The sequence below is a fragment of the Bacillus sp. (in: firmicutes) genome, from assembly GCA_017656295.1.
In the GTDB taxonomy this organism is placed as follows: domain Bacteria; phylum Bacillota; class Bacilli; order Bacillales; family JACDOC01; genus JACDOC01.
Map to the genome: position 1 here is coordinate 13,613 of JACDOC010000001.1, position 22,489 is coordinate 36,101.

Below are 22,489 nucleotides of genomic sequence, written 5' to 3' on the forward strand. Positions count from 1 at the left end.
CAAAAGAGGTCATTTTGATTTTAACATCGTGTTTTATTGTTATTCACATGTGGATAAGTTAAAATAATACAGACAAAATATGCTTGTGGATAATTAAAAGTTCTTCTACTTTTTTTGCTATAAACGTTATGATATTCTAGTGATTTAGGGACAAAAGCAGAAAATAATCTTGGTTGATATAGATACTTGGAATTAAGTGAGGTGAATGAAGATGGAATTTGATACGATAGCTGCCATCTCCACACCAATGGGGGAAGGAGCCATTGCAATTGTTCGCTTAAGTGGGGATGAGGCGATTTCGATTGTAGATAAACTATTTAAAGGAAAAGGAACAAAAAAACTGGCGGACGTTCCTACCCATACAATTCATTATGGCCATCTCATCGACCCAGAGACGGAACAAATCGTTGAAGAAGTCATGGTTACGGTGATGAGAGGACCGAAAACCTTTACGAGGGAAGATGTAGTTGAAATTAACTGTCACGGGGGACTTGTCACAGTAAACCGTGTACTGCAACTTGTGTTGAAACACGGAGCGCGCTTAGCAGAACCTGGAGAGTTTACAAAGCGAGCATTTTTAAATGGACGGATCGATTTATCTCAAGCGGAAGCGGTAATGGATTTAATTCGTGCCAAGACCGATCGGGCAATGAACGTGGCATTAGGTCAAATGGAAGGGCGTTTGTCAAAACTCATTCAAAAGTTGCGTCAAGAAATTTTAGAAACACTCGCCCATGTAGAAGTCAACATTGACTATCCTGAATATGATGATGTCGAAGAAATGACCCACCAAATGTTAATTGAAAAAGCCACTTATGTAAAAAAAGAAATTGAGCGTCTCTTACAAACGGCACAACAAGGAAAAATTTTACGTGAAGGTCTTTCGACGGTCATTATCGGACGACCGAACGTCGGAAAATCATCCTTATTAAACAGCCTCGTTCATGAAAATAAAGCGATCGTTACCGATATTCCAGGTACGACGCGGGATGTCATTGAGGAGTATGTCAATGTTCGAGGAGTCCCTCTTCGACTGCTCGATACGGCCGGAATTCGGGAAACAGAAGATGTAGTCGAGCAGATCGGTGTTGAACGTTCCCGCAAAGTCTTAAAAGAAGCGGACTTAATTTTGCTTGTTTTAAATAATAACGAAGAACTAACTCCGGAAGATGAACAATTATTTGAAGCAGTAGAAGGCATGGACGTGATTGTTATTGTCAATAAAATGGATTTACCACAAAAAATTGATATGGAGCGTGTAAAGGAACTGGCAAAAAATCATCCGCTCGTGACTACTTCGCTGCTCCATGAACAAGGGGTAGACGAATTGGAAGAAGCCATTGCCTCTCTCTTCTTTGAAGGATCGTTAGAAGCGGGCGATATGACCTATGTCTCCAACAGTCGTCACATCGCTCTATTAAATCAAGCGTTAGATGCGATTAATGATGTCATCAAGGGTGTGGAAATGGGAACACCGATTGACATCGTACAAATTGATTTAACAAGAACGTGGGAACTTTTAGGAGAAATTATTGGTGATACTGTTCACGAAAGCTTAATTGATCAACTATTCTCCCAGTTCTGTTTAGGAAAATAGGAATCAGGAGGTTTGACCAACATGCAAACATACGAAGCAGGCCAATACGATGTGATTGTCGTTGGGGCCGGTCACGCGGGTTGTGAAGCCGGATTAGCGGCAGCTCGCCTCGGAGCGAAAACGTTAATGATTACGATTAACTTAGACATGGTTGCTTTTATGCCATGTAACCCTTCCATTGGTGGACCGGCAAAAGGTATTGTGGTTCGGGAAATTGATGCCTTAGGTGGAGAAATGGGGAAAAATATCGATAAAACCCATATCCAAATGAGAATGTTGAATACAGGAAAAGGACCAGCCGTGCGTGCGTTACGTGCCCAAGCGGATAAGTTTTTATACCAACACGAAATGAAAAAAACGTTAGAAAGTGAACCAAATATTACGTTAATGCAAGGAATGGTAGAGCGGCTTGTCGTGGAAGACGGTGTATGTAAAGGAGTCATTACGAAAACAGGAGCAGTTTATCGCTCCAAAACGGTCGTCATTACTACTGGAACCTTTTTACGTGGGGAAATCATTATCGGTGACTTGAAATATTCGAGCGGACCGAACAACCAACAACCATCCATAAAACTGTCCGAACATTTACAAGAGCTTGGTTTTGAGCTTGTTCGTTTTAAAACTGGAACGCCTCCACGTGTAAATAGTCAAACAATCGATTATTCCAAAACCGAAATTCAACCAGGGGATGAAGAGCCGCGTGCCTTTAGTTATGAAACGGTAGAATACATTACCGACCAATTGCCATGTTGGTTAACGTATACTAACGAGGAAACGCATCGTCTCATCGATGAGAATTTACACCGTTCGCCGATGTTCTCAGGTATGATTAAAGGGACAGGTCCTCGTTATTGTCCGTCTATTGAAGATAAAGTTGTTCGTTTTAACGACAAGCCACGGCACCAAATTTTCTTGGAGCCTGAAGGCCGGAATACACAAGAAGTGTACGTTCAAGGGCTATCTACAAGTTTACCAGAGGACGTTCAACGACAAATTTTAAAAACAATTCCTGGTCTGGAAAAGGCTCAAATGATGCGTGCTGGTTATGCAATTGAATACGATGCAATCGTACCAACACAATTATGGCCGACGTTAGAAACAAAACTGGTGAAAAACTTATACACAGCCGGACAAATTAACGGTACTTCTGGTTATGAAGAAGCAGCAGGACAAGGAATTATGGCCGGAATTAATGCAGGTCGTCGAGCATTAGGAAAAGATGAAGTGATTTTAAGCAGATCCGATGCTTACATTGGAGTTCTAATTGACGATCTTGTGACAAAAGGAACGAACGAACCGTATCGCTTGTTAACGTCTCGTGCGGAATATCGCTTGCTCCTTCGTCACGATAACGCTGATTTACGCTTAACAGAAATTGGTTATAAAATTGGATTAATTTCCGAAGAACGTTATCAAAAATTCTTACAGAAGAAAGAAGCAATTGAAAAAGAAAAAGCTCGTCTCCAATCCATCATTTTAAAACCGAATGAACAAACACAAGAAGTCATTCGTCAAGCTGGTGGAAGTGAGTTGAAAGATGGAATTCGTGCGTCCGATTTATTAAAACGTCCTGAAATGACGTACGACCATATTCAACAGTTGGCACCAGCGGATGAGCCGTTATCTAAAGACGTTATTGAGCAAGTGGAAATTCAAATTAAGTACGAAGGTTATATTGAGAAGTCTCTTCAACAGGTAGAAAAAATGAAAAAAATGGAGAGCAAAAAGATTCCGGAGAACATTGATTATGACGCCATCAATGGTTTAGCGACGGAAGCTCGTCAAAAACTAAAAGAAATTCGTCCGTTATCCATTGCGCAAGCGTCACGTATTTCTGGTGTAAACCCAGCAGATATTTCCATTTTGCTCGTTTACCTCGAACAAGGTCGTATTGCTCGAGTTTCAAACTAAGAAAAAAGGATGGAGTCAATCGTGGACACGGTACAGTTTCAACAAATGTTAGAGGAGAAAGGGATTTCCCTTTCTTCTCACCAACTCAATCAATTCGAACGGTATTATCAACTGCTTGTTGAATGGAACGAAAAAATGAACTTAACCGCCATTACGGAAAAAAACGAAGTGTATTTAAAACATTTTTATGACTCGGTGTCAGCGGCATTTTATGTTGACTTTACCGAGCCGCTTACGATTTGTGATGTCGGTGCGGGAGCTGGTTTTCCAAGCATTCCGTTAAAAATTTGTTTTCCACACCTTAACGTGACGATTGTCGATTCATTAAACAAACGAATTACCTTTTTACAGCACTTAGCAAATGAGCTAGGTCTTAAAGGAACTTCTTTTTATCATGATCGAGCGGAGACATTTGGGAAAAAGCCGGAACATCGGGAAAGCTACGATCTTGTCATCGCTCGTGCTGTGGCACGTATGTCCGTCCTAAGTGAATTATGCCTTCCTCTAGTAAAAGTGGGTGGACAATTTATTGCTATGAAAGGTGCTAGCGCCAGTGAAGAGCTTCAACTAGGAAAGAAAGCCCTTTCTGTTTTAGGCGGCACGGTTTTAGATATGCATTCGTTCGATCTTCCTTTTGATAGTGGTGAACGAAATATCATCGTGGTCCAAAAAGAAAAACCAACACCGAAAAAATATCCTCGAAAGCCGGGGACTCCGAACAAATCACCAATTGAATAATAGGTGGATGTCATAAAAAGTGACTTGTTTTCACCTCTTTTATGACATCCGATGAATTTTATGTAAATATAGCAGGAATGTTGTCACAATAAAGAGAATACTAAAATTGGGAGTTTCTAAAAGGTGGTGTTAGCCAATGAGGCATCCTTTCTCTCGTTTTTTTAATTTAGGCGAAAAAGAAGAAGTAGAAAAATCAACAGAACATGAAGAAGTAAAGAAAATCCCACTCGATCAAATTGTTCCGAATCGATTCCAGCCGCGAACGGTATTTGATGAAAATAAAATTGAAGAATTAGCTAGAACAATTCATACGCATGGGATTATTCAACCGATTGTTGTACGTGAATTAGATGGTGACCGATATGAATTGATAGCGGGAGAAAGACGTTGGCGAGCTGTTCAAAAACTTGGTTGGGAAACAGTTCCAGCTATAGTTAAAAATATGACTGATACGGAAACTGCCTCGGTTGCCCTCATTGAAAATTTACAACGGGAGGAACTTTCACCCATTGAAGAAGCGATTGCTTATGGGAGATTAATAGAGTTACATAATTTAACACAAGAAGCACTCGCCCAACGGCTAGGAAAAGGTCAGTCCACTGTCGCTAACAAACTTAGACTATTAAAACTTCCTCAAGAAATACAAGAGGAGTTATTAAAAAAGACCATTACGGAACGTCATGCTCGGGCGTTAATTCCATTAAAAGATCCGGAAAAACAAATTCAATTAATGAAAGAAATTATTGAAAAACAATTAAATGTCAAACAAACAGAAGAACGAGTAGCGAAACTACTCGACACAACGAAAAAGCCGAAACCAAAGCGAAAAGCTTTTAGTAAAGATATACGCATTGCTGTTAATACCATTCGTCAATCCTTGTCCATGGTAACTGATAGCGGGATTAACCTCGACTCACATGAAGAAGAATTTGACGATTACTATCAAATTACAATTCGTATTCCTAAGAAAAAAAAATAAGATAATCATCGATAGTGGGAAGCTTTCATTCAAAAGTTTCTCACTTTTTTATCACCCCTAATGGGAAATATATGAAAACTTCTTGTTTTTTTGAAATTTTAAGATAACCCATTCGATTTCTGATAAAATAAAAAATATCGTTTATTATTTTATAGGTCGTTGAAGGTAGGTGACATCGTGGGCAAAATTATCGCCATTGCTAACCAAAAAGGAGGAGTTGGAAAAACAACAACCTCTGTTAATTTGGGCGCCTGCTTAGCATACATAGGCAACAAAGTATTACTTGTTGATGTGGATCCTCAAGGGAATGCAACAAGTGGAGTAGGCATTGAAAAAGGTGATGTTCAACAGTGTATTTATAACGTTCTTGTGGATGATGAAAATATAAAAGAGATTATAAGACAAACATCAGTTGAAAATTACCATTGTGCACCAGCTACCATTCAGTTAGCAGGAGCAGAAATTGAACTCGTCCCGACTATTTCTCGTGAAGTTCGTTTAAAGCGAGCACTGGAATCAATAAAAAATGAATATGACTATATCATTATTGATTGTCCTCCTTCTCTAGGATTATTAACGATTAACGCTTTAACAGCAGCAGATTCAGTTCTTATTCCTGTTCAATGTGAGTACTATGCGCTAGAAGGATTAAGCCAATTATTAAGCACGGTTCGTCTTGTGCAAAAGCATCTCAATCAACATCTAATGATTGAAGGGGTACTTTTAACGATGCTCGATGCACGGACGAACTTAGGAATTCAAGTCATTGAAGAAGTAAAGAAATATTTCCAAGACAAAGTGTATCGCACCATTATCCCGCGAAATGTCCGATTAAGTGAAGCACCAAGCCATGGGGAGCCAATCATTATTTATGATCCGAAGTCGAGAGGAGCGGAAGTTTATTTAGATTTGGCAAAGGAAGTGGTGAACAATGGCTAGAGGGTTAGGAAAAGGAATCAATGCCCTTTTTACAAATGTCGCCAACAACAATGATGAACCAGTCACAGAAGTAAAAATTAAAGATTTACGACCAAACCCCTATCAACCTAGAAAAATTTTTGACGAAGAGCCATTAGAAGAGCTCACGCAATCAATTAAAGAACATGGGATTTTACAACCGCTTGTCGTTCGTAAAAGCATTAAAGGGTACGAAATTGTCGTTGGAGAGCGCCGTTATCGTGCAGCGAAAAAAGCTAAGTTAGACACCGTTCCCGTTGTCGTCAAAGATTTAAACGATCAACAAATGATGGAACTAGCGGTGTTAGAAAATTTACAACGAGAAGATTTAACTCCAATTGAAGAAGCGATGGCCTATCAAACGTTAATTGAGAAGCTGGATATTACACAAGAAGAACTAGCAAAACGACTTGGAAAAAGTCGTCCACACATCGCTAACCATATCCGTCTACTTTCCTTACCGAAGGATATTCAAACGTATATTTCTGAAGGAAAAATTTCTATGGGACATGGACGGGCGTTATTAGGTTTGCGAAAAAAAGAACAACTACCTGCTGTTGTAGAAAAAGTGATAAAAGAAGAATTAAATGTTCGCCAACTGGAAAAACTGATTCACCAATTAAATGAAAATGTTTCACGTGAAACAAAAAAGAAACATGAAGTAAAAGATGTATTTATTAAAGAAAAAGAGAATTTGTTACGGGAAAAGTTCGGGACAACGGTCAATATTAAACAATCAAAGAAAAAAGGTAAAATTGAAATTGAATTTTTCTCTAAAGAGGATTTAGAAAGAATTTTAGAGTTACTCCACAATGAATAAACCATCTTCCGATGAGATGGTTTTTTTTCTTGAAGTAAAAAATAATAACAGAGAAATGGTGGGAAATTGAGATGGTACTTCTTGGAACAATCATCAATGGCTGTTGCATTATTTTTGGTTCATTTTTAGGGACGTTTCTTCACCGAATTCCCGAACGGATGAAGCAAACCGTCATGTACGCCATTGGATTATCCGTAATGGTCTTAGGGTTACAAATGGGGCTTAAGAGTCAAAATTTCTTAATTGTCATTATTAGTCTTGTACTGGGGGCGATTATTGGAGAGGTCATCTCCTTAGATGATCGACTCAATACGTTAGGAAAATGGATGGAACAAAAAATAGGTAAAAAGGGTACGAATAGTCTTTCAGAAGGATTTGTCACCGCTACGCTTATTTTTGTCGTTGGTGCGATGGCTATTTTAGGTGCATTGGATAGCGGTATTCGTGGAAATCATGATATTTTACTAATGAAAGCCATTATTGATGGGTTTACGGCTCTCGTTTTAACGACGTCCCTCGGTATTGGGGTCATGTTCTCGGCGATTCCCGTCCTTCTCTACGAAGGAACGATTGCTTTATTTGCTACTCAGATTAATCGATTGGTGCCAGAACCCTTCATGGAACAATTCATTATAGAAATGACGTCTGCAGGTGGCATTATGATTTTGGCGCTTGGATTAAATTTATGTGGCTTAACAAAAATAAAAGTCGCCAATTTATTGCCAAGTATATTAGTAGTCACCATCGTTGTAGCTATCCTACACGGCCTTTCCGTTTAAGGCAAATGCTTTTCGGAATTGGATGGCTGAATGGATGTCCACGTACGTTTAGAATGGTAGGCAAGACTTGCTTTATATATACCATCAGCAATCGTTTTTGCCATTTTTAACACAAGGCTTAAGCGGGTATTTTGTAAAACGAAAAATTCCATAAACCCACTCACATTGACGATTCCAGTAATATGAATATGTCCGACTTCAGGAAGTTCTTTGTTCACACCAGCTCCTGGTTTAACCGGTCCATTCCCTAACTGAACGATTCCGACGCTTTTTAATCGTCCAAGACAAGCATCGATTCCAACAATGAACGGATTATGATGCTCGGTGTATATCTTCGCAATTTTTTCTTCTAAATTCATCGCGTGAATGGGGTCGTCTAATGTGCCGTAAACGTAAAAGTGGGGTAGTTTTTTTTCTTCTAATAATGTTCCAATGAGAGGTCCTAATGAATCGCCTGTTGAACGATCAGTACCGATACATACGATAACGATTGGTTGTGGACCTACTCGGGGTAAGAGTGTTAATAAGTGAGAACCAATTTTTAATGAGGCATTTTCTTCATGAAACGGGATTCTCCATAACTTTTCTTTTCGATCAAACAAATTTTTCTTTAGATTCATTGGTTCCACTCCCTTATAATCGTAGTATCAGTATACGGAAAAAAGCTCTAATCTATACGTCTGAGAAGGAAATTTATTTGTTTAAATACCATATTTTGTGCATTTTCTATCTAGCAAAAAAATTTGCTAAAATAAAATGTGAAAGTAGGTGAAAAAATGTCTTTCGTAGAAGAAATGTGGGTGAAACTTTTAAATAAGTTGAAAGATGAGGACATGTGGCTACAAATGGGAGAAACGACATTAAAAATTGTTGGGATTCTTATTTTAACGAGTATCGTTATTCGTGTTGGGAAAACAGCAATTCGAAATATCTTTAAAATTCGTACGCGCGCGCCCCTTCGCATTTCGGAACGTCGGGAAGCGACGATGGTGAAGCTATTAGAAAATGTTTTAACGTATGTGGTTTACTTTATTGCGTTTGTGACCATCTTATCGACGTTAGATTTTGATATTAAAGGTTTATTAGCTGGGGCAGGAATTGTCGGACTAGCAGTTGGTTTTGGTGCCCAAAACTTAGTTCGTGATATTATTAGTGGATTTTTTATCATTTTTGAAGACCAATTTTCCGTAGGGGATTATATTCGAGTCAATGCAGTGGAAGGGTATGTTGAAGAAATTGGCTTACGGACAACGAAAATTAAAAGTTGGACGGGTGAGATGCACATTATCCCTAACGGACTGATTGACCAAGTGACGAATTTTTCGATTCATAACAGTATAGCCGTCGTCGATGTAAGCGTCGCGTACGAAGGAGATATTGAAAAAGCTGAACGCGTCATTGAAGACTTATTAAAAACATTACCGGATAAATACGAAGACTTAGTAAAAACACCAGAATTGTTAGGTGTACAAACCTTAGGAGCTTCTAATGTGGTCTTTCGAGTGGTTGCCGAAACGAAACCAATGAGACATTGGGCAATTGGTCGAGCAATCCGAAAAGAATTGAAGCTTTGCTTAGATCGACATGGAATTGAAATTCCGTTCCCACGTCTTGTTATGTACTCTCGTCACGAAGAAGAAAGTGACCAAGTCAAAAGATCATTAAGCGATTAAGGAGGAAGTATATATGGAACAAAAAGAATTTGGCTTATACGACATTGTCGAAATGAAAAAGCCTCACCCTTGTGGAACGAATCGCTGGAAAATCATTCGTATGGGAATGGATATCCGAATTAAATGTCAAGGTTGTGACCATAGTGTACTTCTTCCACGTAAAGAATTTGTTCGTAAAATGAAAAAAGTTCTCGAGAAGCATGAAGAATAGCTTCGTGCTTCTCTTTTTTATTCGTCTTGTCTTTTTATTTATTCCTTTCTATAATTGGAAGGGATTGATTTATAAGAAATCATCATCTCGTTTGAAGACTGAATGAGATTGATCATAGAAGTTCTATTGTGCCGATACGGGACGGAAGAACGGAAAAAAGAGGAGTGACAAAAATGGGCTTAACTGCCGGTATTGTTGGATTACCTAACGTAGGGAAATCTACGTTATTTAATGCAATTACAAAAGCAGGAGCAGAATCTGCGAACTATCCTTTCTGTACCATTGATCCTAACGTAGGTGTGGTGGAAGTTCCAGACCATCGACTAAACAAATTAACAGAACTTGTTCAACCGAAAAAAACGGTTCCGACAACGTTCGAATTTACAGATATAGCCGGAATTGTCAAAGGAGCAAGTAAAGGAGAAGGTCTTGGCAATAAATTCCTTTCTCACATCCGTCAAGTAGATGCGATTTGTCATGTTGTTCGTTGCTTTGCTGATAGTGACATTACCCATGTGGCTGGAAAAGTGGATCCGATTGCAGATATTGAAACGATTAACTTAGAGCTTATTTTAGCGGACTTAGAAACAGTTGATAAACGTATTGGCCGTGTTGAAAAAATGGCCAAGTCCAAAGATAAAAATGCTATGGCTGAATACGAAGTACTCGTAAAATTAAAAGAAACGTTTGAAGCAAATAAACCAGCACGTACGATTGAATTTACCGATGAACAAATGAAAATTGTCAAAGGGCTACACCTTTTAACCATTAAACCGGTGTTATATGTAGCCAACGTCGGTGAAGAAGATGTCGCAGATCCATCTGCCAATCCGTTTGTTCAACAAGTACGCGAATTTGCTCAACAAGACAATGCCGAAGTGATTGTTGTTTGCGCGAAAATAGAAGCGGAAATTGCAGAACTTGACGATGAAGAAAAGGCGATGTTCCTGCAAGAGCTGGGGATTGAAGAGTCAGGTCTAGACCAATTAATTCGTGCAGCCTATAATTTACTCGGTTTAGCTACTTATTTCACAGCAGGTGTACAAGAAGTTCGGGCGTGGACGTTCCGCAAAGGCATGAAAGCACCAGAATGTGCGGGAATTATTCATTCAGACTTTGAACGCGGATTTATCCGTGCTGAAACAGTTTCTTATGATGATTTAGTCAGTGCCGGTTCAATGGCAGCTGCACGGGAAGCTGGAAAAGTTCGTCTCGAAGGAAAAGATTACGAAGTGCAAGATGGAGACATTATCCACTTCCGCTTTAACGTTTAATGATCACTTTAAAGATTTGCTCGTATGGGCAAATCTTTTTATATTTTAGGCTATGTTAAGTTCATTGTTGATTTTTAGCAAGTTATTCACACGGCGGCGACTCCAGCAGGAACAAGAAGCCAGGAAAGACCCTTACTTGAGCGTAATGAGGGAAGCGGCTTACGGCTTGCCCGCGGAAAGCGCCCGCCACAAGCGACATGTATAGGTATCAACAATATCGTTTAACAGAGCCATATTTTATAAACAGACGAAATCGAATGTTGCCAACATTGACAGTCTATGCTATAATTACAACTTGTGAGTAATGTACACATTGCTCCTTGCCCTAATAATGGGCCGTATAGACCATAAGGAGGTGACAATAAGATGAGAAAGTACGAATTAATGTACATTATCCGCCCAAACGTCGATGAAGAAGGTAAAAAAGCAGTTGTTGAACGCTTTGACAACATCTTAACTTCTAACGGTGCGGAAATCATCGAATCTAAAGAGTGGGGTAAACGTCGTCTAGCTTACGAAATCAAAGACTTCCGTGAAGGTATCTACCACATCGTAAAAGTGAAGTCTGAACCTGCAGCGGTTCAAGAGTTTGACCGTCTTGCGAAAATCAGCGACGACATTATCCGTCACATCGTTGTAAAAGAAGAAGAATAATCGTTGATGGAATAAAACAATCTATGTTTCATGTGAAACATAGATAGGTGAGGAGTTGATTCTGATGTTGAACCGCGTCATCCTTGTCGGTCGATTAACCCGTGATCCTGAATTACGTTATACTCCTAACGGGGTACCTGTAGCAACGTTCACCCTTGCAGTTAATCGTTCGTATACGAATCAACAAGGGGAACGGGAAGCGGATTTTATAAATTGCGTTGTTTGGCGCCGACCAGCAGAAAACGTAGCGAACTTCTTAAAAAAAGGAAGTTTAGCTGGCGTAGATGGCCGTATTCAAACACGCAGCTATGAAGCACAAGATGGTCGACGTGTTTACGTCACGGAAGTGTTAGCTGAAAGCGTTCAATTTTTAGAACCGAAAAGTGCTAATCGTGGCGGAGACAGCGGTTTCTATGGCGGTGACCAAAGAGGACAAGAATATCCTTACAGCCAGAATCAGAATCAACGCAATCCTAATGAAGGAATTTCACCAATGGAAGATGATCCTTTCGCAGATGGCGGTCAAACGATCGACATCTCCGACGACGATCTTCCATTCTAATGAATACGAAATAACGAACGGTTAATATAAAAATCCTTACAGAAGGAGGTCGAAAACGATGGCAGGACGTAGAGGCGGACGTAAACGTCGTAAAGTGTGCTACTTCACAGCAAACGGTATCACACACATCGACTACAAAGATGTAGATCTTCTTAAAAAGTTCATCTCTGAACGCGGAAAAATCCTTCCACGTCGTGTGACAGGAACTAGCGCGAAATATCAACGTATGTTAACTCGTGCAATCAAACGTGCTCGTCAAATGGCACTTCTTCCATACGTTGCAGAAGACAAATAAAAAGAAAACAGTGAGCTTAGCCTCACTGTTTTTTTTTATGTATAAAAATGGGTTCCTTAAAATTTAGTAAATTTTAAGATTTCATTATAAAAAAATGATGAAAAATGTCGAAATAATAATTAGGTACTGATATAGAACTAAAAACGCTATATGGGAACGTATCAACATTGGAAGAAAGTGCAGGTGGGAAAAACGTGTTTAAAATGAAGTCAATCAAGACGAAAATGATCCTGGTAACGACAGTAATTTTTGCTGTTTCCTTTCTTGTTCTGAATGTGCTTGTCACATGGCAACTTATGAAAAAGACCGAAGAAAATGTTGGTTCGCAAGCGATGGGGATTGTTCGCCAATTAAACGGTTCGGTCGTGTATTTCCTTGAGCAGTATGGAAAAAGCTTAGAACAATTAACGTTCTCGGATGATTTAAAAAATTTTGGTGACGTGATTCTTGCGGAAGGTATTGAAAGTGAAGCGTTTAAAGAACCTCATGAAGAAATTCACGAAGCGTTTAATAACTACATTAGTTTGTATGACGATACATCTTCCATTTACTTTGCATCAACCAACAAATATTTAAAAATTATTCCGTACGTATCCTTACCAGATGATTTTGATCCAACCAGTCGTGGATGGTATCAAGCAGCAATGGAAGACACAACAAAGGTGGTTTGGAGCCAGCCTTACATTGATGCTGCAACCAACAATTTTGTCATCACCGCTTCCAAAGCGGTAATAGTGAACGGAAAAGTCGTCGGTGTACTCGGTGTCGATATTAACCTATCAAAACTAACAAAGCGAATTTCCAACACGGATATCGGCTATAAGGGCTACCCGTTCATTTTCTCAAATGAAGGATTGGCCATTGTTCATCCAACGGAACAAGGTCAAGATATGAAGCAATATGACTTTGTTAAGGAAATGTATGAGAATAACCAGCCTTCTGGAGAAATTCGCTATAAATATGACGGCCAGAAAAAGATTTTAGTATATGATACAGTTTCAACCACAGGATGGAAAGTCGGAGCAGCTTACAATGTAGATAATTTAATGACAGTTGCTTATCAAGTGCAAGCCATCATTTGGGTGATTGCTGGTCTAACCCTTGTAGGAGTAATAGTTATTATTTTCTACGCTTCCTCACGAATGGTAAAACCAATTGTTCAATTAAAAGAAGTCATGGGTAAAGTGGCCGAAGGGGACTTAACGGTTCATGCCAACATTCAATCGAAAGATGAAATCGGTGAACTGGCCGAGCAGCTCAATGAAACGATTGTTGGTGTTCGGAATATGATTTCTGTTGTTAACGAATCAGTTACTAACGTTCGTGAATCTGCAGAATCGTTAAGTGCAGTTTCTGAAGAAACAAGTGCATCCAGTCAAGAAATGGCTTCTGCCGTTAATGAAATCGCCCAAGGTGCATCTCGTTCAGCAGCCGATGCCGAAAATGCGAACCAGCAATCGATCCACTTAAGTGAACAAATTAACGAGATTCATAACAAAGCAGGTTTGATGTCTGAAATCGCTGAAAAAGCAGATGAAGTAAATGAACATGGAAAAACGCAAGTTCAGCAACTCAAAGATTCGTTTGAAGTAACGAACCAATTCTTACAATCAATGGAAACGGTTATTTTAGATCTTGGTGAAAAAGTCAAAACGATTGAAACAGTGATGGAAACAATTACAGACATCTCCTCTCAAACCAATTTATTAGCATTAAATGCTAGTATCGAGGCCGCAAGAGCGGGTGAACACGGTAAAGGCTTTGCGGTAGTCGCAGAGGAAGTGCGTAAACTTGCCGAACAATCGGTAAAAGCGACAGATCAAGTAAAAGCAACCATCGTAGATATTCAAAATGGTTCGAAACGTGCTGTTGAAGAAATGCTAAAAACAAAAGAAACGTTCTCACAACAGTCTGAAGTTGTCGTACAAACGAACAACACGTTTACTCAAATTTCCGATTTAATGAACGAAATGAAAGATTCGATTATGGCCGTTTACAATGAAATTCAAAACGTGACAATGAGTAAAGATGAAGTGGTGAACGTTATTCAAGGGATGGCAGCGGTGGCTGAAGAAACGGCAGCTGCTTGCGAACAAGTGAGCGCTTCAACAGAAGAACAATTACGTGCCATCCTATCGGTCACTGAATCTGCTGAGCGCTTAACTCATTTAAGCCAAGAACTGCAAGTTGCGGTAAACCGTTTTAAAACAGAAATGCACTTAAATGAAACGGAAGAAGCATAAGCTACTTTCGTAACAACTTAATCTTAATAAAATTGCTAGAGCTGTCTTCTAAAAAGGAGGGCAGCTCTATTTTTATTAGTTGACGGAGTCCAACGACTTCCAAATCAGTTGCCGAAAAGTTGAACGAAGGAAAAATTATCGATAAAATGGAATAAGGAATTTATACATAATCTTGCAGAGTCTCCTGATTTCTCATCAGGAATATGTGTAATAAGAGGTGCATAAACGTTGCGACAAACAAGAGCTATTACGGAAGGAGCAGTGATGCTCGCTGTTTTTACCATATTACTTTTAATTACTCTCTATTTTCCGATTTTATCATTGATTTCTACGTTCTTTTTGCCACTTCCGTTTTTCCTATATAACGTACGCCATTCGGAAAAAAATTCATTGCCATTTTTTCTAGCGGCTCTCGTTCTTTCGTTTATTGTGGGGAACGTCGTTGGCATTTCTCTTGCGTTCACTTACGGGGCTGTTGGATGGACAATGGGCTGGCTCGTGAAAAAAAAGGAAAGTTGGAATACGACTTTACTTGTGTCTAGTCTTGTTTTTGCATTAAGTACCGTAATTCAATATGCAATTGCTGTTACAGTCTTCCAATTTGACTTCATCAAAGAAACGATGACCCTTGTTCGTTCGTCATATGAACAATCTATTCAGTTATTAAAAAGGTTAGGACAACAGCCACCAGCTGACATGATGAATCAAATCAATGACATGTTAGAGCTTATTCAAACGTTAATACCAAGCTTTATCGTGATGGCATCAATTATGGCAGTGTTTTTCATTCAACTCATCTTATTTCCAATCGTACGACGTTTTCAAGTGGAAGTACCAAAGCGTACTCCGTTTCGGAATATTCAAATGCCCAAAAATATTTTGTGGTACTATTTAGTGACATTAGTGCTAACATTAGTCTTAAACCCTGAAAAAGGAACGACCATGTTTTGGGTATTATTTAATTTAGCGACCATTTTTGGGTTACTTTTATTTATTCAAGGCTGCTCGTTCCTACTTTATTATCGATATCAAAAGAAATTACCGACGGTGTTTTCTTTCATTTTTGTGTTATTCGCATTACTTTTTCTTCCACTAGTTCGCTTATTAGGTATAATTGATTTAGGTTTTGACTTGAGAAAACGAATTCAAACAAAAGCATAGATTGAATAAAGTTTTTAGGAGCTGAAATCATGCCTGCGAAGGAAAATAACCGAGTGATACGATATCCCATTTACGGATTAATGATCGTTTCACTCCTTTTTGTCATCATCGTCGCTTTCCAATTCTGGTGGGCGAGTGTAATTGGATTACTTGTGTTTGGGGCTTTATTTTATCTCGTCTTTTATTTCGAGCAAAAATCCCATTTAGAAACCGAGCAATATATTTCTACGTTATCATACCGGGTGAAGCGTGTGGGTGAAGAGGCATTAATGGAAATGCCCATTGGAATTATGCTAATTAATGATGATTATTACATTGAATGGACGAATCCGTTTATGGCCTCTTGTTTTAATGAAGAAACGGTGATTGGACGCTCTTTATATGATGTTGCCGATATGCTCATCCCGCTTATTAAACAAGAAATTGATACGGAAGTTATTACACTAAATGAGCGTAAATATAAAGTCATTTTAAAACTTGAAGAAAAGCTCCTTTATTTCTTTGACGTAACCGAACAAGAGGAAATCGAAAAGCTGTATAAGGATAATCGAACGGCTATTGGCATTATTTATTTAGATAATTATGATGAACTAACGCAAGGCATGGACGATCAAACAAGAAGTAGTCTAAACAGCTTAGTCACTTCTCTATTAAATAAATGGGCTCATGATAACGGCATCTTTATTAAACGCATCTCTTCGGAACGCTTTATTGCCGTCCTTAACGAAAAAATATTGCACATACTGGAAAAAGAGAAATTTTCAATCTTAGACGACATCCGGGAAACGACATCCAAGCAAAACGTCCCACTCACCCTTAGCATCGGAATTGGTGCTGGTGTCCCTTCATTGCCAGAACTAGGTTCCCTAGCTCAATCGAGTTTAGATTTAGCTTTAGGGCGTGGTGGAGACCAAGTGGCTATTAAGCAACCAAATGGTAAGGTGAAATTTTACGGTGGGAAAACCAATCCAATGGAAAAAAGGACAAGGGTCCGTGCTCGAGTCATCTCCCATGCCTTAAGAGAATTAATTTTAGAAGCTGATAAAGTCATGGTCATGGGACACAAATTCCCGGATATGGACGCGATTGGTTCTGCAATGGGTGTTCGAAAAATAGCAGAAATGAACCAACGGGAAGGTTATATCGTTTTAAATTTTACGGAAATCGATACGAGTGTGCGCCGATTAATGGAGGAAGTGAAACAACATCCAGAGCTTTATTCTCGCTTTATCACACCAGAAGAAGCATTGGAAATGGCTACAGAGGATACGCTCCTCATTGTTGTGGATACCCATAAACCATCATTAGTCATAGAAGAACGTTTAGTAAACAAGACGGAAAACGTAGTCGTGATTGACCATCATCGTCGAGGAGAAGAGTTTATTTTGAATCCATTGCTCGTCTATATGGAGCCATATGCTTCATCTACGGCCGAACTCGTAACCGAACTATTGGAATACCAACCGAAAAATGAAAAAATATCCATGCTCGAAGCTACTTCCTTGCTTGCGGGAATTATCGTTGATACGAAAAGCTTTACACTACGTACCGGCTCGAGAACATTTGATGCTGCTTCTTACTTACGAGCGCAAGGGGCCGACACCGTGCTTGTTCAAAAGTTTTTAAAAGAAGATATTGAGACGTATGTTACCCGTGCGAAATTAATTGAAGCCGCCCAATTTTATCAGCCGGGAATTGTCATATCAGTGGCACCGGATGATGAAATTTATAATCCGGTTATTATTGCCCAAGCCGCCGATACCCTCCTCACGATGAACGGTGTCAACGCTTCATTTGTTATTTCTAAGCGTTCGGAAGACGTTGTTGGGATTAGTGCCCGTTCATTAGGGGATGTGAACGTTCAAGTGATTATGGAAGCGCTCGATGGGGGCGGACATTTGACAAATGCCGCTACCCAGTTGCAAGATGTAACTATTGAAGAAGCTTTAGCTCGCTTACAAGAGGCCATTGATCATTATTTTGAAGGGGGTAACGAAGAATGAAAGTCATTTTCTTAAAAGATGTTAAAGGGAAAGGAAAAAAAGGTGAAGTAAAAAACGTTGCGGACGGATACGCTCAAAACTTTTTAATAAAAAATGGTTATGCAATCGAAGCGACTCCATCTAACTTAAAGACATTAGAAGCGCAAAAAAGAAAAGAACAAAAGATGGCCCAACAAGAATTAGAAGAAGCGAAAAAATTAAAAGAAACACTCGAAAACATCACGGTAGAAATTTCGGCAAAAGCAGGTGATGGCGGTCGTTTATTTGGTTCTGTTACAAGTAAACAAATCGCAGAGGAATTAAAAGCCTCTCATAATATTAAAATTGATAAGCGTAAAATTGAATTAAATGATGCTATTCGTGCCCTTGGCTTTACAAAAGTACCGGTCAAGTTACATTCAGAAGTAACGGCTACGTTGACCGTACATGTAAAAGAACAAAACTAAAATTGCCAATCCTCTTTCTCTTAGAACATGATAAAATAATATATAAAAAGAAATGTGATCTGGTTTTTTACCGATCACATTTTTTATAGTCCTTCTAATGGAGGTTCGAACAGATGAGTGATTTATTCGCCGATCGTCTACCTCCGCATAACATTGAAGCGGAGCAGGCTGTACTCGGTGCTATTTTTTTGGAGCCATCGTCTTTAACCCTTGCATCCGAAATTTTAATACCTGAAGATTTTTACCGTAACGCCCATCAAAAAATTTTCTCGGTTATGTTAAAACTAGCCGATGAAGGAAAGGCCATAGACTTAGTCACCGTTACCGAAGAATTGTCTGCATCCAAACAAATTGAAGACGTCGGTGGTGTTTCGTATTTAAGTGAATTAGCGGCATCGGTACCGACAGCTGCGAATATTGAATATTACGCCAAAATCGTTGAAGAAAAATCGTTGTTACGTCGTTTAATTCGAACAGCCACCAATATTGCCCAGGAAGGTTACACACGGGAAGACGAAGTCGAAGAACTGCTTAGCGAAGCAGAAAAAAGTATTATGGAAGTGGCTCAACGAAAAAATTCTGGCTCCTTCCATAATATTAAAGACGTTCTCGTTCGAACATACGATAATATTGAAATGCTGCATAACCGCAAAGGTGATGTAACGGGGATTCCAACCGGCTTTACCGAGCTTGATCGAATGACAGCTGGTTTTCAGCGGAGCGATTTAATTATTGTTGCTGCACGTCCATCGGTTGGTAAAACGGCTTTTGCCTTAAACATTGCTCAAAACGTAGCAACGAAAACGGGGGAAAATGTAGCGATTTTTAGTTTAGAGATGGGTGCGGAACAACTGGTCATGCGTATGCTTTGTGCAGAAGGAAATATAAACGCACAAAATTTACGTACAGGATCGCTAACTGATGAAGATTGGCGGAAGTTAACGATGGCGATGGGAAGTTTATCGAATGCAGGGATTTTTATAGATGATACGCCAGGGATACGAATTAGTGAAATTCGCTCGAAATGTCGCCGGTTAAAACAAGAACATGGACTAGGTATGGTGTTAATCGATTACTTGCAGCTCATCCAAGGAAGTGGACGCGTAAAAGAAAACCGTCAACAAGAAGTATCCGAAATTTCGCGTTCCTTAAAAGCACTTGCGCGTGAACTGGAAGTGCCGGTCATTGCTTTGTCCCAGCTTTCCCGTGGAGTAGAACAGCGACAAGACAAGCGGCCGATGATGTCTGATATTCGTGAGTCAGGAAGTATTGAGCAGGATGCGGATATTGTCGCCTTTTTATACCGCGATGACTATTATGATAAAGAGACGGAGAATAAAAATATTATTGAAATCATTATTGCGAAACAACGGAACGGTCCTGTAGGAACAGTTCAATTGGCGTTCGTAAAAGAGTACAATAAATTCGTTAATTTAGAACGTCGATTTGACGAAGCGGATATCCCGCCTGGTGCTTAATCATATTTTTTACACAAAAAACCAATCCTATGTATCGTATAGGGTTGGTTTTTTGTTTTATAAGGATTTAGGCCTTTTCTTCATGTATTACCTTTATTCAAGGAGATATTCAAGAAAAAGTGACATTTTTTACGAACATAATCTAAGTTATTTCAATATATTGTTCGTGTTTTTATTGACGTTCCCTTTCGAACACTGGTAAAATGAATATGTTTGAATGTTGTTTGTGAGAGCCAAACCTTGGAGGTGTACATAAATGTCATCAGTAGTAGTTGTAGGAACTCAATGGGGCGACGAAGGAAAAGGAAAAATTACTGATTTCTTATCCGAAAACGCCGAAGTGATTGCTCGTTATCAAGGTGGAAATAACGCAGGCCATACGATTCGGTTTAACGGAGAAACATATAAATTACATTTAATTCCTTCCGGGATTTTTTATTCGGATAAAATTTGTGTAATAGGAAATGGGATGGTCGTTGACCCGAAAGCACTAGTGAAAGAATTACAATATTTACATGAAAAAGGTATTTCAACAGACAACTTACGCATTAGCAATCGGGCGCATGTTATTTTACCGTACCATATAAAACTGGACGAAGTCGAAGAAGAACGGAAAGGTGCGAATAAAATCGGGACAACAAAAAAAGGGATTGGTCCGGCTTATATGGATAAAGCGGCTCGTGTAGGAATTCGTATCGCTGACCTTCTTGACCGTGAAGTGTTTGAAGAGAAATTAGCACGTAACTTAAAAGAAAAAAACCGTTTATTAGAACGGTTCTATGAAACAGAAGGCTTTACGCTTGAAGAAATTTTAGACGAATATTATGAGTACGGACAGCAATTTAAGCAATACGTATGTGATACGTCCGTTGTTTTAAACGACGCCCTCGATGAAGGACGTAGAGTTCTTTTTGAAGGGGCTCAAGGGGTTATGCTAGACATCGATCAAGGAACGTATCCATTTGTTACATCGTCCAATCCGGTAGCTGGTGGCGTCACCATTGGTTCAGGTGTTGGTCCAACGAAAATTCAACATGTTGTAGGCGTGTCGAAAGCGTATACGACTCGTGTTGGCGATGGACCGTTCCCGACGGAATTAAATAATGAAATTGGCGACCGTATTCGAGAAGTCGGTCGCGAGTATGGAACAACGACAGGTCGACCTCGTCGTGTCGGTTGGTTTGACAGTGTCGTCGTTCGTCATGCCCGTCGCGTTAGTGGTATTACCGACTTATCGCTTAACTCTTTAGACGTTTTAACAGGCATCGAGACGCTAAAAATTTGTGTGGCGTATCGTTATAAGGGGCAAATCATCGAAGAGTTTCCAGCAAGCTTAAAAGTATTATCCGAATGTGAACCGGTTTACGAAGAGTTACCAGGATGGACAGAAGACATTACAGGCTGTAAGACGTTAGACGAACTACCGGCGAATGCCCGCCATTATGTTGAACGTGTTTCCCAATTAACAGGCATACCGTTATCGATTTTCTCTGTAGGTCCTGACCGTTCACAAACAAATGTTGTTCGTAGTGTTTGGGCTCAACGATAAAAAAGCACCGTCTACCTTTCGTTGAATAAGGGTAGTCGGTGTTTCTTTTATTTAGAAGAAATGGCGTTAAACACCTCATCTTTACAAACGATATACAGCAAATCGTTTTCGGTTAATGGGTGTTTAGGGGTTTGGGCAAAATCCATTTTGTCATTGACGGAAACGAGAACTGCTCCGTGCTCGAATAACGATTGGTACGCCTCTTCATATGTCTTCCATTCTTTTTTTGGGTGTAACTCGTGAATATTGCTGCCATAGGTTTTACTTAACAACTGTCGGAATAAACCAGTTGTTCCCGGATGAAGGGTTGCCTTCGCCATTAATAAGGAAATGGAGTCGTTCGATAAGATAAAGTCATCAATTTGAATATGTTTAAATTTCGGTATATGCTTTTCCTCACAAACTTCTACGACGGTATGTATATTTTGCCCATGTTTTTCCGAAAGAGCTTCGACTGCGGAAGCAATTAACAACGATTTTCCGTCCGCTAACAACGGATTATTTATCCGCGTATCTGCAAAAATGGCCACTCGCTTCGCTTTTAAAATATTCGCTTTTAACAACACTTCTTCATCGGACGGATCTCCTTGAATAAAATGGACTTTGTGATGTTCGATGGGGGTTTTAGGTAAGTCGTCGATTAGAACGATTTCTACGTCTGGATCATAGGTTAATACTTCCATAATGGTTTTTTTCGTCCGATTTGACCAGCCGATGTAGATGTAGTGGTTCTCCTTTTTATACATAAGTTTTCCCTCCGTTTTCAATTTTGAGTAAGATGTAAAAGCATCGACGATTTTTCCAATTAAAACCCCAATTAAACCAATACCAAAGACAAATAAAAAAATACCAAGAAGTCTACCAGAGACCGTCGTAGGTGAATAATCGCCATAACCGACGGTAGTTAATGTCGTCATGGTCCACCAAAATCCTTCAAAATATGTTGGAAAGTCCTCCGGTTCTAATACATGAATGAATACCGTACCAATCAGAATGATCAAAAGTGAAAGCAAAAAGATGGATAAAAATTCAAGTTTCATGAGTTTGTTCCAAAGTCGTAAAAAGATCGTCATCTAATTCCCCCCTTTTCTTCATATTATCATGAATTTTTTTAAAGTTATCATTTGGAAACGAAACTCAGGGTACACTTAACTCGTAG

Annotated in this window: 21 protein-coding genes; 19 read left to right on the plus strand and 2 right to left on the minus strand. The window is 39.4% G+C overall.

What is annotated here, in order from left to right:
* The first annotated feature begins 211 nt into the window (after positions 1-211).
* The 7 genes from mnmE to H0Z31_00100 all read left to right on the plus strand — a co-directional run bounded on the left by mnmE (position 212) and on the right by H0Z31_00100 (position 7,781).
* Positions 212-1,597, plus strand: a complete 1,386-nt coding sequence (gene mnmE / locus H0Z31_00070) for a tRNA uridine-5-carboxymethylaminomethyl(34) synthesis GTPase MnmE (GenBank protein MBO8175833.1) — start codon at positions 212-214, stop codon at positions 1,595-1,597.
* 21 nt (positions 1,598-1,618) lie between these two features.
* Positions 1,619-3,508, plus strand: a complete 1,890-nt coding sequence (gene mnmG, locus H0Z31_00075; protein MBO8175834.1) for a tRNA uridine-5-carboxymethylaminomethyl(34) synthesis enzyme MnmG — start codon at positions 1,619-1,621, stop codon at positions 3,506-3,508.
* A gap of 21 nt (positions 3,509-3,529) precedes the next feature.
* Entirely contained in the window at positions 3,530-4,246 is a 717-nt protein-coding gene (gene rsmG, locus H0Z31_00080) for a 16S rRNA (guanine(527)-N(7))-methyltransferase RsmG (GenBank protein ID MBO8175835.1), read from the plus strand.
* Positions 4,247-4,382: 136 nt separating this feature from the next.
* A complete protein-coding gene (noc, locus tag H0Z31_00085) occupies positions 4,383-5,225 on the plus strand; it encodes a nucleoid occlusion protein (protein MBO8175836.1) in 843 nt (280 codons plus the stop codon).
* A gap of 177 nt (positions 5,226-5,402) precedes the next feature.
* Positions 5,403-6,164, plus strand: a complete 762-nt coding sequence (locus tag H0Z31_00090; GenBank protein ID MBO8175837.1) for a ParA family protein — start codon at positions 5,403-5,405, stop codon at positions 6,162-6,164.
* A complete protein-coding gene (locus tag H0Z31_00095) occupies positions 6,157-7,002 on the plus strand; it encodes a ParB/RepB/Spo0J family partition protein (GenBank protein MBO8175838.1) in 846 nt (281 codons plus the stop codon). Before H0Z31_00090 ends, H0Z31_00095 begins: the two co-directional genes overlap by 8 nt.
* A 71-nt stretch (positions 7,003-7,073) precedes the next feature.
* The gene (locus H0Z31_00100; GenBank protein ID MBO8175839.1) at positions 7,074-7,781 is read left to right on the plus strand and encodes a DUF554 domain-containing protein; all 708 of its coding nucleotides are present in this window, start codon (positions 7,074-7,076) and stop codon (positions 7,779-7,781) included.
* Here the strand turns inward: H0Z31_00100 and yyaC are convergent.
* Positions 7,778-8,401, minus strand: coding sequence for a spore protease YyaC (gene yyaC, locus H0Z31_00105; GenBank protein MBO8175840.1), 624 nt, complete (start codon positions 8,399-8,401; stop codon positions 7,778-7,780). The genes H0Z31_00100 and yyaC overlap by 4 nt on opposite strands.
* A gap of 156 nt (positions 8,402-8,557) precedes the next feature.
* On the opposite strand from yyaC, the gene H0Z31_00110 reads away from it, so the two are divergent.
* The 12 genes from H0Z31_00110 (at position 8,558) to H0Z31_00165 (ending at position 21,330) form a co-directional block, all read left to right on the plus strand.
* Positions 8,558-9,454, plus strand: coding sequence for a mechanosensitive ion channel family protein (locus H0Z31_00110; GenBank protein MBO8175841.1), 897 nt, complete (start codon positions 8,558-8,560; stop codon positions 9,452-9,454).
* Positions 9,455-9,467: 13 nt separating this feature from the next.
* Positions 9,468-9,665: a DUF951 domain-containing protein gene (locus tag H0Z31_00115; GenBank protein MBO8175842.1), complete on the plus strand. Its 198-nt coding sequence runs from the start codon at positions 9,468-9,470 to the stop codon at positions 9,663-9,665.
* Positions 9,666-9,838: 173 nt separating this feature from the next.
* Positions 9,839-10,939, plus strand: a complete 1,101-nt coding sequence (gene ychF, locus H0Z31_00120) for a redox-regulated ATPase YchF (GenBank protein ID MBO8175843.1) — start codon at positions 9,839-9,841, stop codon at positions 10,937-10,939.
* Between the two features lie 366 nt (positions 10,940-11,305).
* Positions 11,306-11,593, plus strand: coding sequence for a 30S ribosomal protein S6 (locus tag H0Z31_00125; GenBank protein ID MBO8175844.1), 288 nt, complete (start codon positions 11,306-11,308; stop codon positions 11,591-11,593).
* Between the two features lie 64 nt (positions 11,594-11,657).
* Positions 11,658-12,155 carry a single-stranded DNA-binding protein gene (ssb, locus tag H0Z31_00130; protein ID MBO8175845.1) on the plus strand — a complete coding sequence of 166 codons (498 nt, stop codon included), beginning with the start codon at positions 11,658-11,660 and terminating at the stop codon, positions 12,153-12,155.
* Positions 12,156-12,213: 58 nt separating this feature from the next.
* Positions 12,214-12,450 carry a 30S ribosomal protein S18 gene (locus H0Z31_00135; protein MBO8175846.1) on the plus strand — a complete coding sequence of 79 codons (237 nt, stop codon included), beginning with the start codon at positions 12,214-12,216 and terminating at the stop codon, positions 12,448-12,450.
* 194 nt (positions 12,451-12,644) lie between these two features.
* Positions 12,645-14,693 carry a methyl-accepting chemotaxis protein gene (locus H0Z31_00140; GenBank protein ID MBO8175847.1) on the plus strand — a complete coding sequence of 683 codons (2,049 nt, stop codon included), beginning with the start codon at positions 12,645-12,647 and terminating at the stop codon, positions 14,691-14,693.
* Between the two features lie 228 nt (positions 14,694-14,921).
* Complete coding sequence (locus tag H0Z31_00145) at positions 14,922-15,854, plus strand: YybS family protein (GenBank protein ID MBO8175848.1); 933 nt, start codon at positions 14,922-14,924, stop codon at positions 15,852-15,854.
* Positions 15,855-15,883: 29 nt separating this feature from the next.
* Positions 15,884-17,857, plus strand: coding sequence for a DHH family phosphoesterase (locus H0Z31_00150; GenBank protein ID MBO8175849.1), 1,974 nt, complete (start codon positions 15,884-15,886; stop codon positions 17,855-17,857).
* Positions 17,854-18,303: a 50S ribosomal protein L9 gene (gene rplI / locus H0Z31_00155; GenBank protein ID MBO8175850.1), complete on the plus strand. Its 450-nt coding sequence runs from the start codon at positions 17,854-17,856 to the stop codon at positions 18,301-18,303. The genes H0Z31_00150 and rplI overlap by 4 nt, the downstream gene beginning before the upstream one ends.
* 113 nt (positions 18,304-18,416) lie before the next feature.
* The gene (dnaB, locus tag H0Z31_00160) at positions 18,417-19,781 is read left to right on the plus strand and encodes a replicative DNA helicase (GenBank protein ID MBO8175851.1); all 1,365 of its coding nucleotides are present in this window, start codon (positions 18,417-18,419) and stop codon (positions 19,779-19,781) included.
* Positions 19,782-20,037: 256 nt separating this feature from the next.
* Positions 20,038-21,330 (plus strand): adenylosuccinate synthase, encoded by a 1,293-nt coding sequence (locus H0Z31_00165; protein ID MBO8175852.1) that lies wholly within the window; start codon positions 20,038-20,040, stop codon positions 21,328-21,330.
* Positions 21,331-21,377: 47 nt separating this feature from the next.
* On the opposite strand, the gene H0Z31_00170 is transcribed toward H0Z31_00165, so the two are convergent.
* Entirely contained in the window at positions 21,378-22,403 is a 1,026-nt protein-coding gene (locus H0Z31_00170) for an NAD-binding protein (GenBank protein ID MBO8175853.1), read from the minus strand.
* Positions 22,404-22,489: the final 86 nt, after the last annotated feature.

Coding starts and splice junctions, on each gene's coding strand:
- rplI (MBO8175850.1), top strand. CDS start 17,854: ATGAAAGTCATTTTCTTAAAAGATGTTAAAGGGAAAGGAAAAAAAGGT.
- H0Z31_00115 (MBO8175842.1), top strand. CDS start 9,468: ATGGAACAAAAAGAATTTGGCTTATACGACATTGTCGAAATGAAAAAG.
- H0Z31_00135 (MBO8175846.1), top strand. CDS start 12,214: ATGGCAGGACGTAGAGGCGGACGTAAACGTCGTAAAGTGTGCTACTTC.
- H0Z31_00125 (MBO8175844.1), top strand. CDS start 11,306: ATGAGAAAGTACGAATTAATGTACATTATCCGCCCAAACGTCGATGAA.
- mnmE (MBO8175833.1), top strand. CDS start 212: ATGGAATTTGATACGATAGCTGCCATCTCCACACCAATGGGGGAAGGA.
- yyaC (MBO8175840.1), bottom strand. CDS start 8,401: ATGAATCTAAAGAAAAATTTGTTTGATCGAAAAGAAAAGTTATGGAGA.
- H0Z31_00170 (MBO8175853.1), bottom strand. CDS start 22,403: ATGACGATCTTTTTACGACTTTGGAACAAACTCATGAAACTTGAATTT.
- noc (MBO8175836.1), top strand. CDS start 4,383: ATGAGGCATCCTTTCTCTCGTTTTTTTAATTTAGGCGAAAAAGAAGAA.
- H0Z31_00095 (MBO8175838.1), top strand. CDS start 6,157: ATGGCTAGAGGGTTAGGAAAAGGAATCAATGCCCTTTTTACAAATGTC.
- H0Z31_00110 (MBO8175841.1), top strand. CDS start 8,558: ATGTCTTTCGTAGAAGAAATGTGGGTGAAACTTTTAAATAAGTTGAAA.
- dnaB (MBO8175851.1), top strand. CDS start 18,417: ATGAGTGATTTATTCGCCGATCGTCTACCTCCGCATAACATTGAAGCG.
- H0Z31_00150 (MBO8175849.1), top strand. CDS start 15,884: ATGCCTGCGAAGGAAAATAACCGAGTGATACGATATCCCATTTACGGA.
- ssb (MBO8175845.1), top strand. CDS start 11,658: ATGTTGAACCGCGTCATCCTTGTCGGTCGATTAACCCGTGATCCTGAA.
- ychF (MBO8175843.1), top strand. CDS start 9,839: ATGGGCTTAACTGCCGGTATTGTTGGATTACCTAACGTAGGGAAATCT.
- H0Z31_00165 (MBO8175852.1), top strand. CDS start 20,038: ATGTCATCAGTAGTAGTTGTAGGAACTCAATGGGGCGACGAAGGAAAA.
- H0Z31_00100 (MBO8175839.1), top strand. CDS start 7,074: ATGGTACTTCTTGGAACAATCATCAATGGCTGTTGCATTATTTTTGGT.
- mnmG (MBO8175834.1), top strand. CDS start 1,619: ATGCAAACATACGAAGCAGGCCAATACGATGTGATTGTCGTTGGGGCC.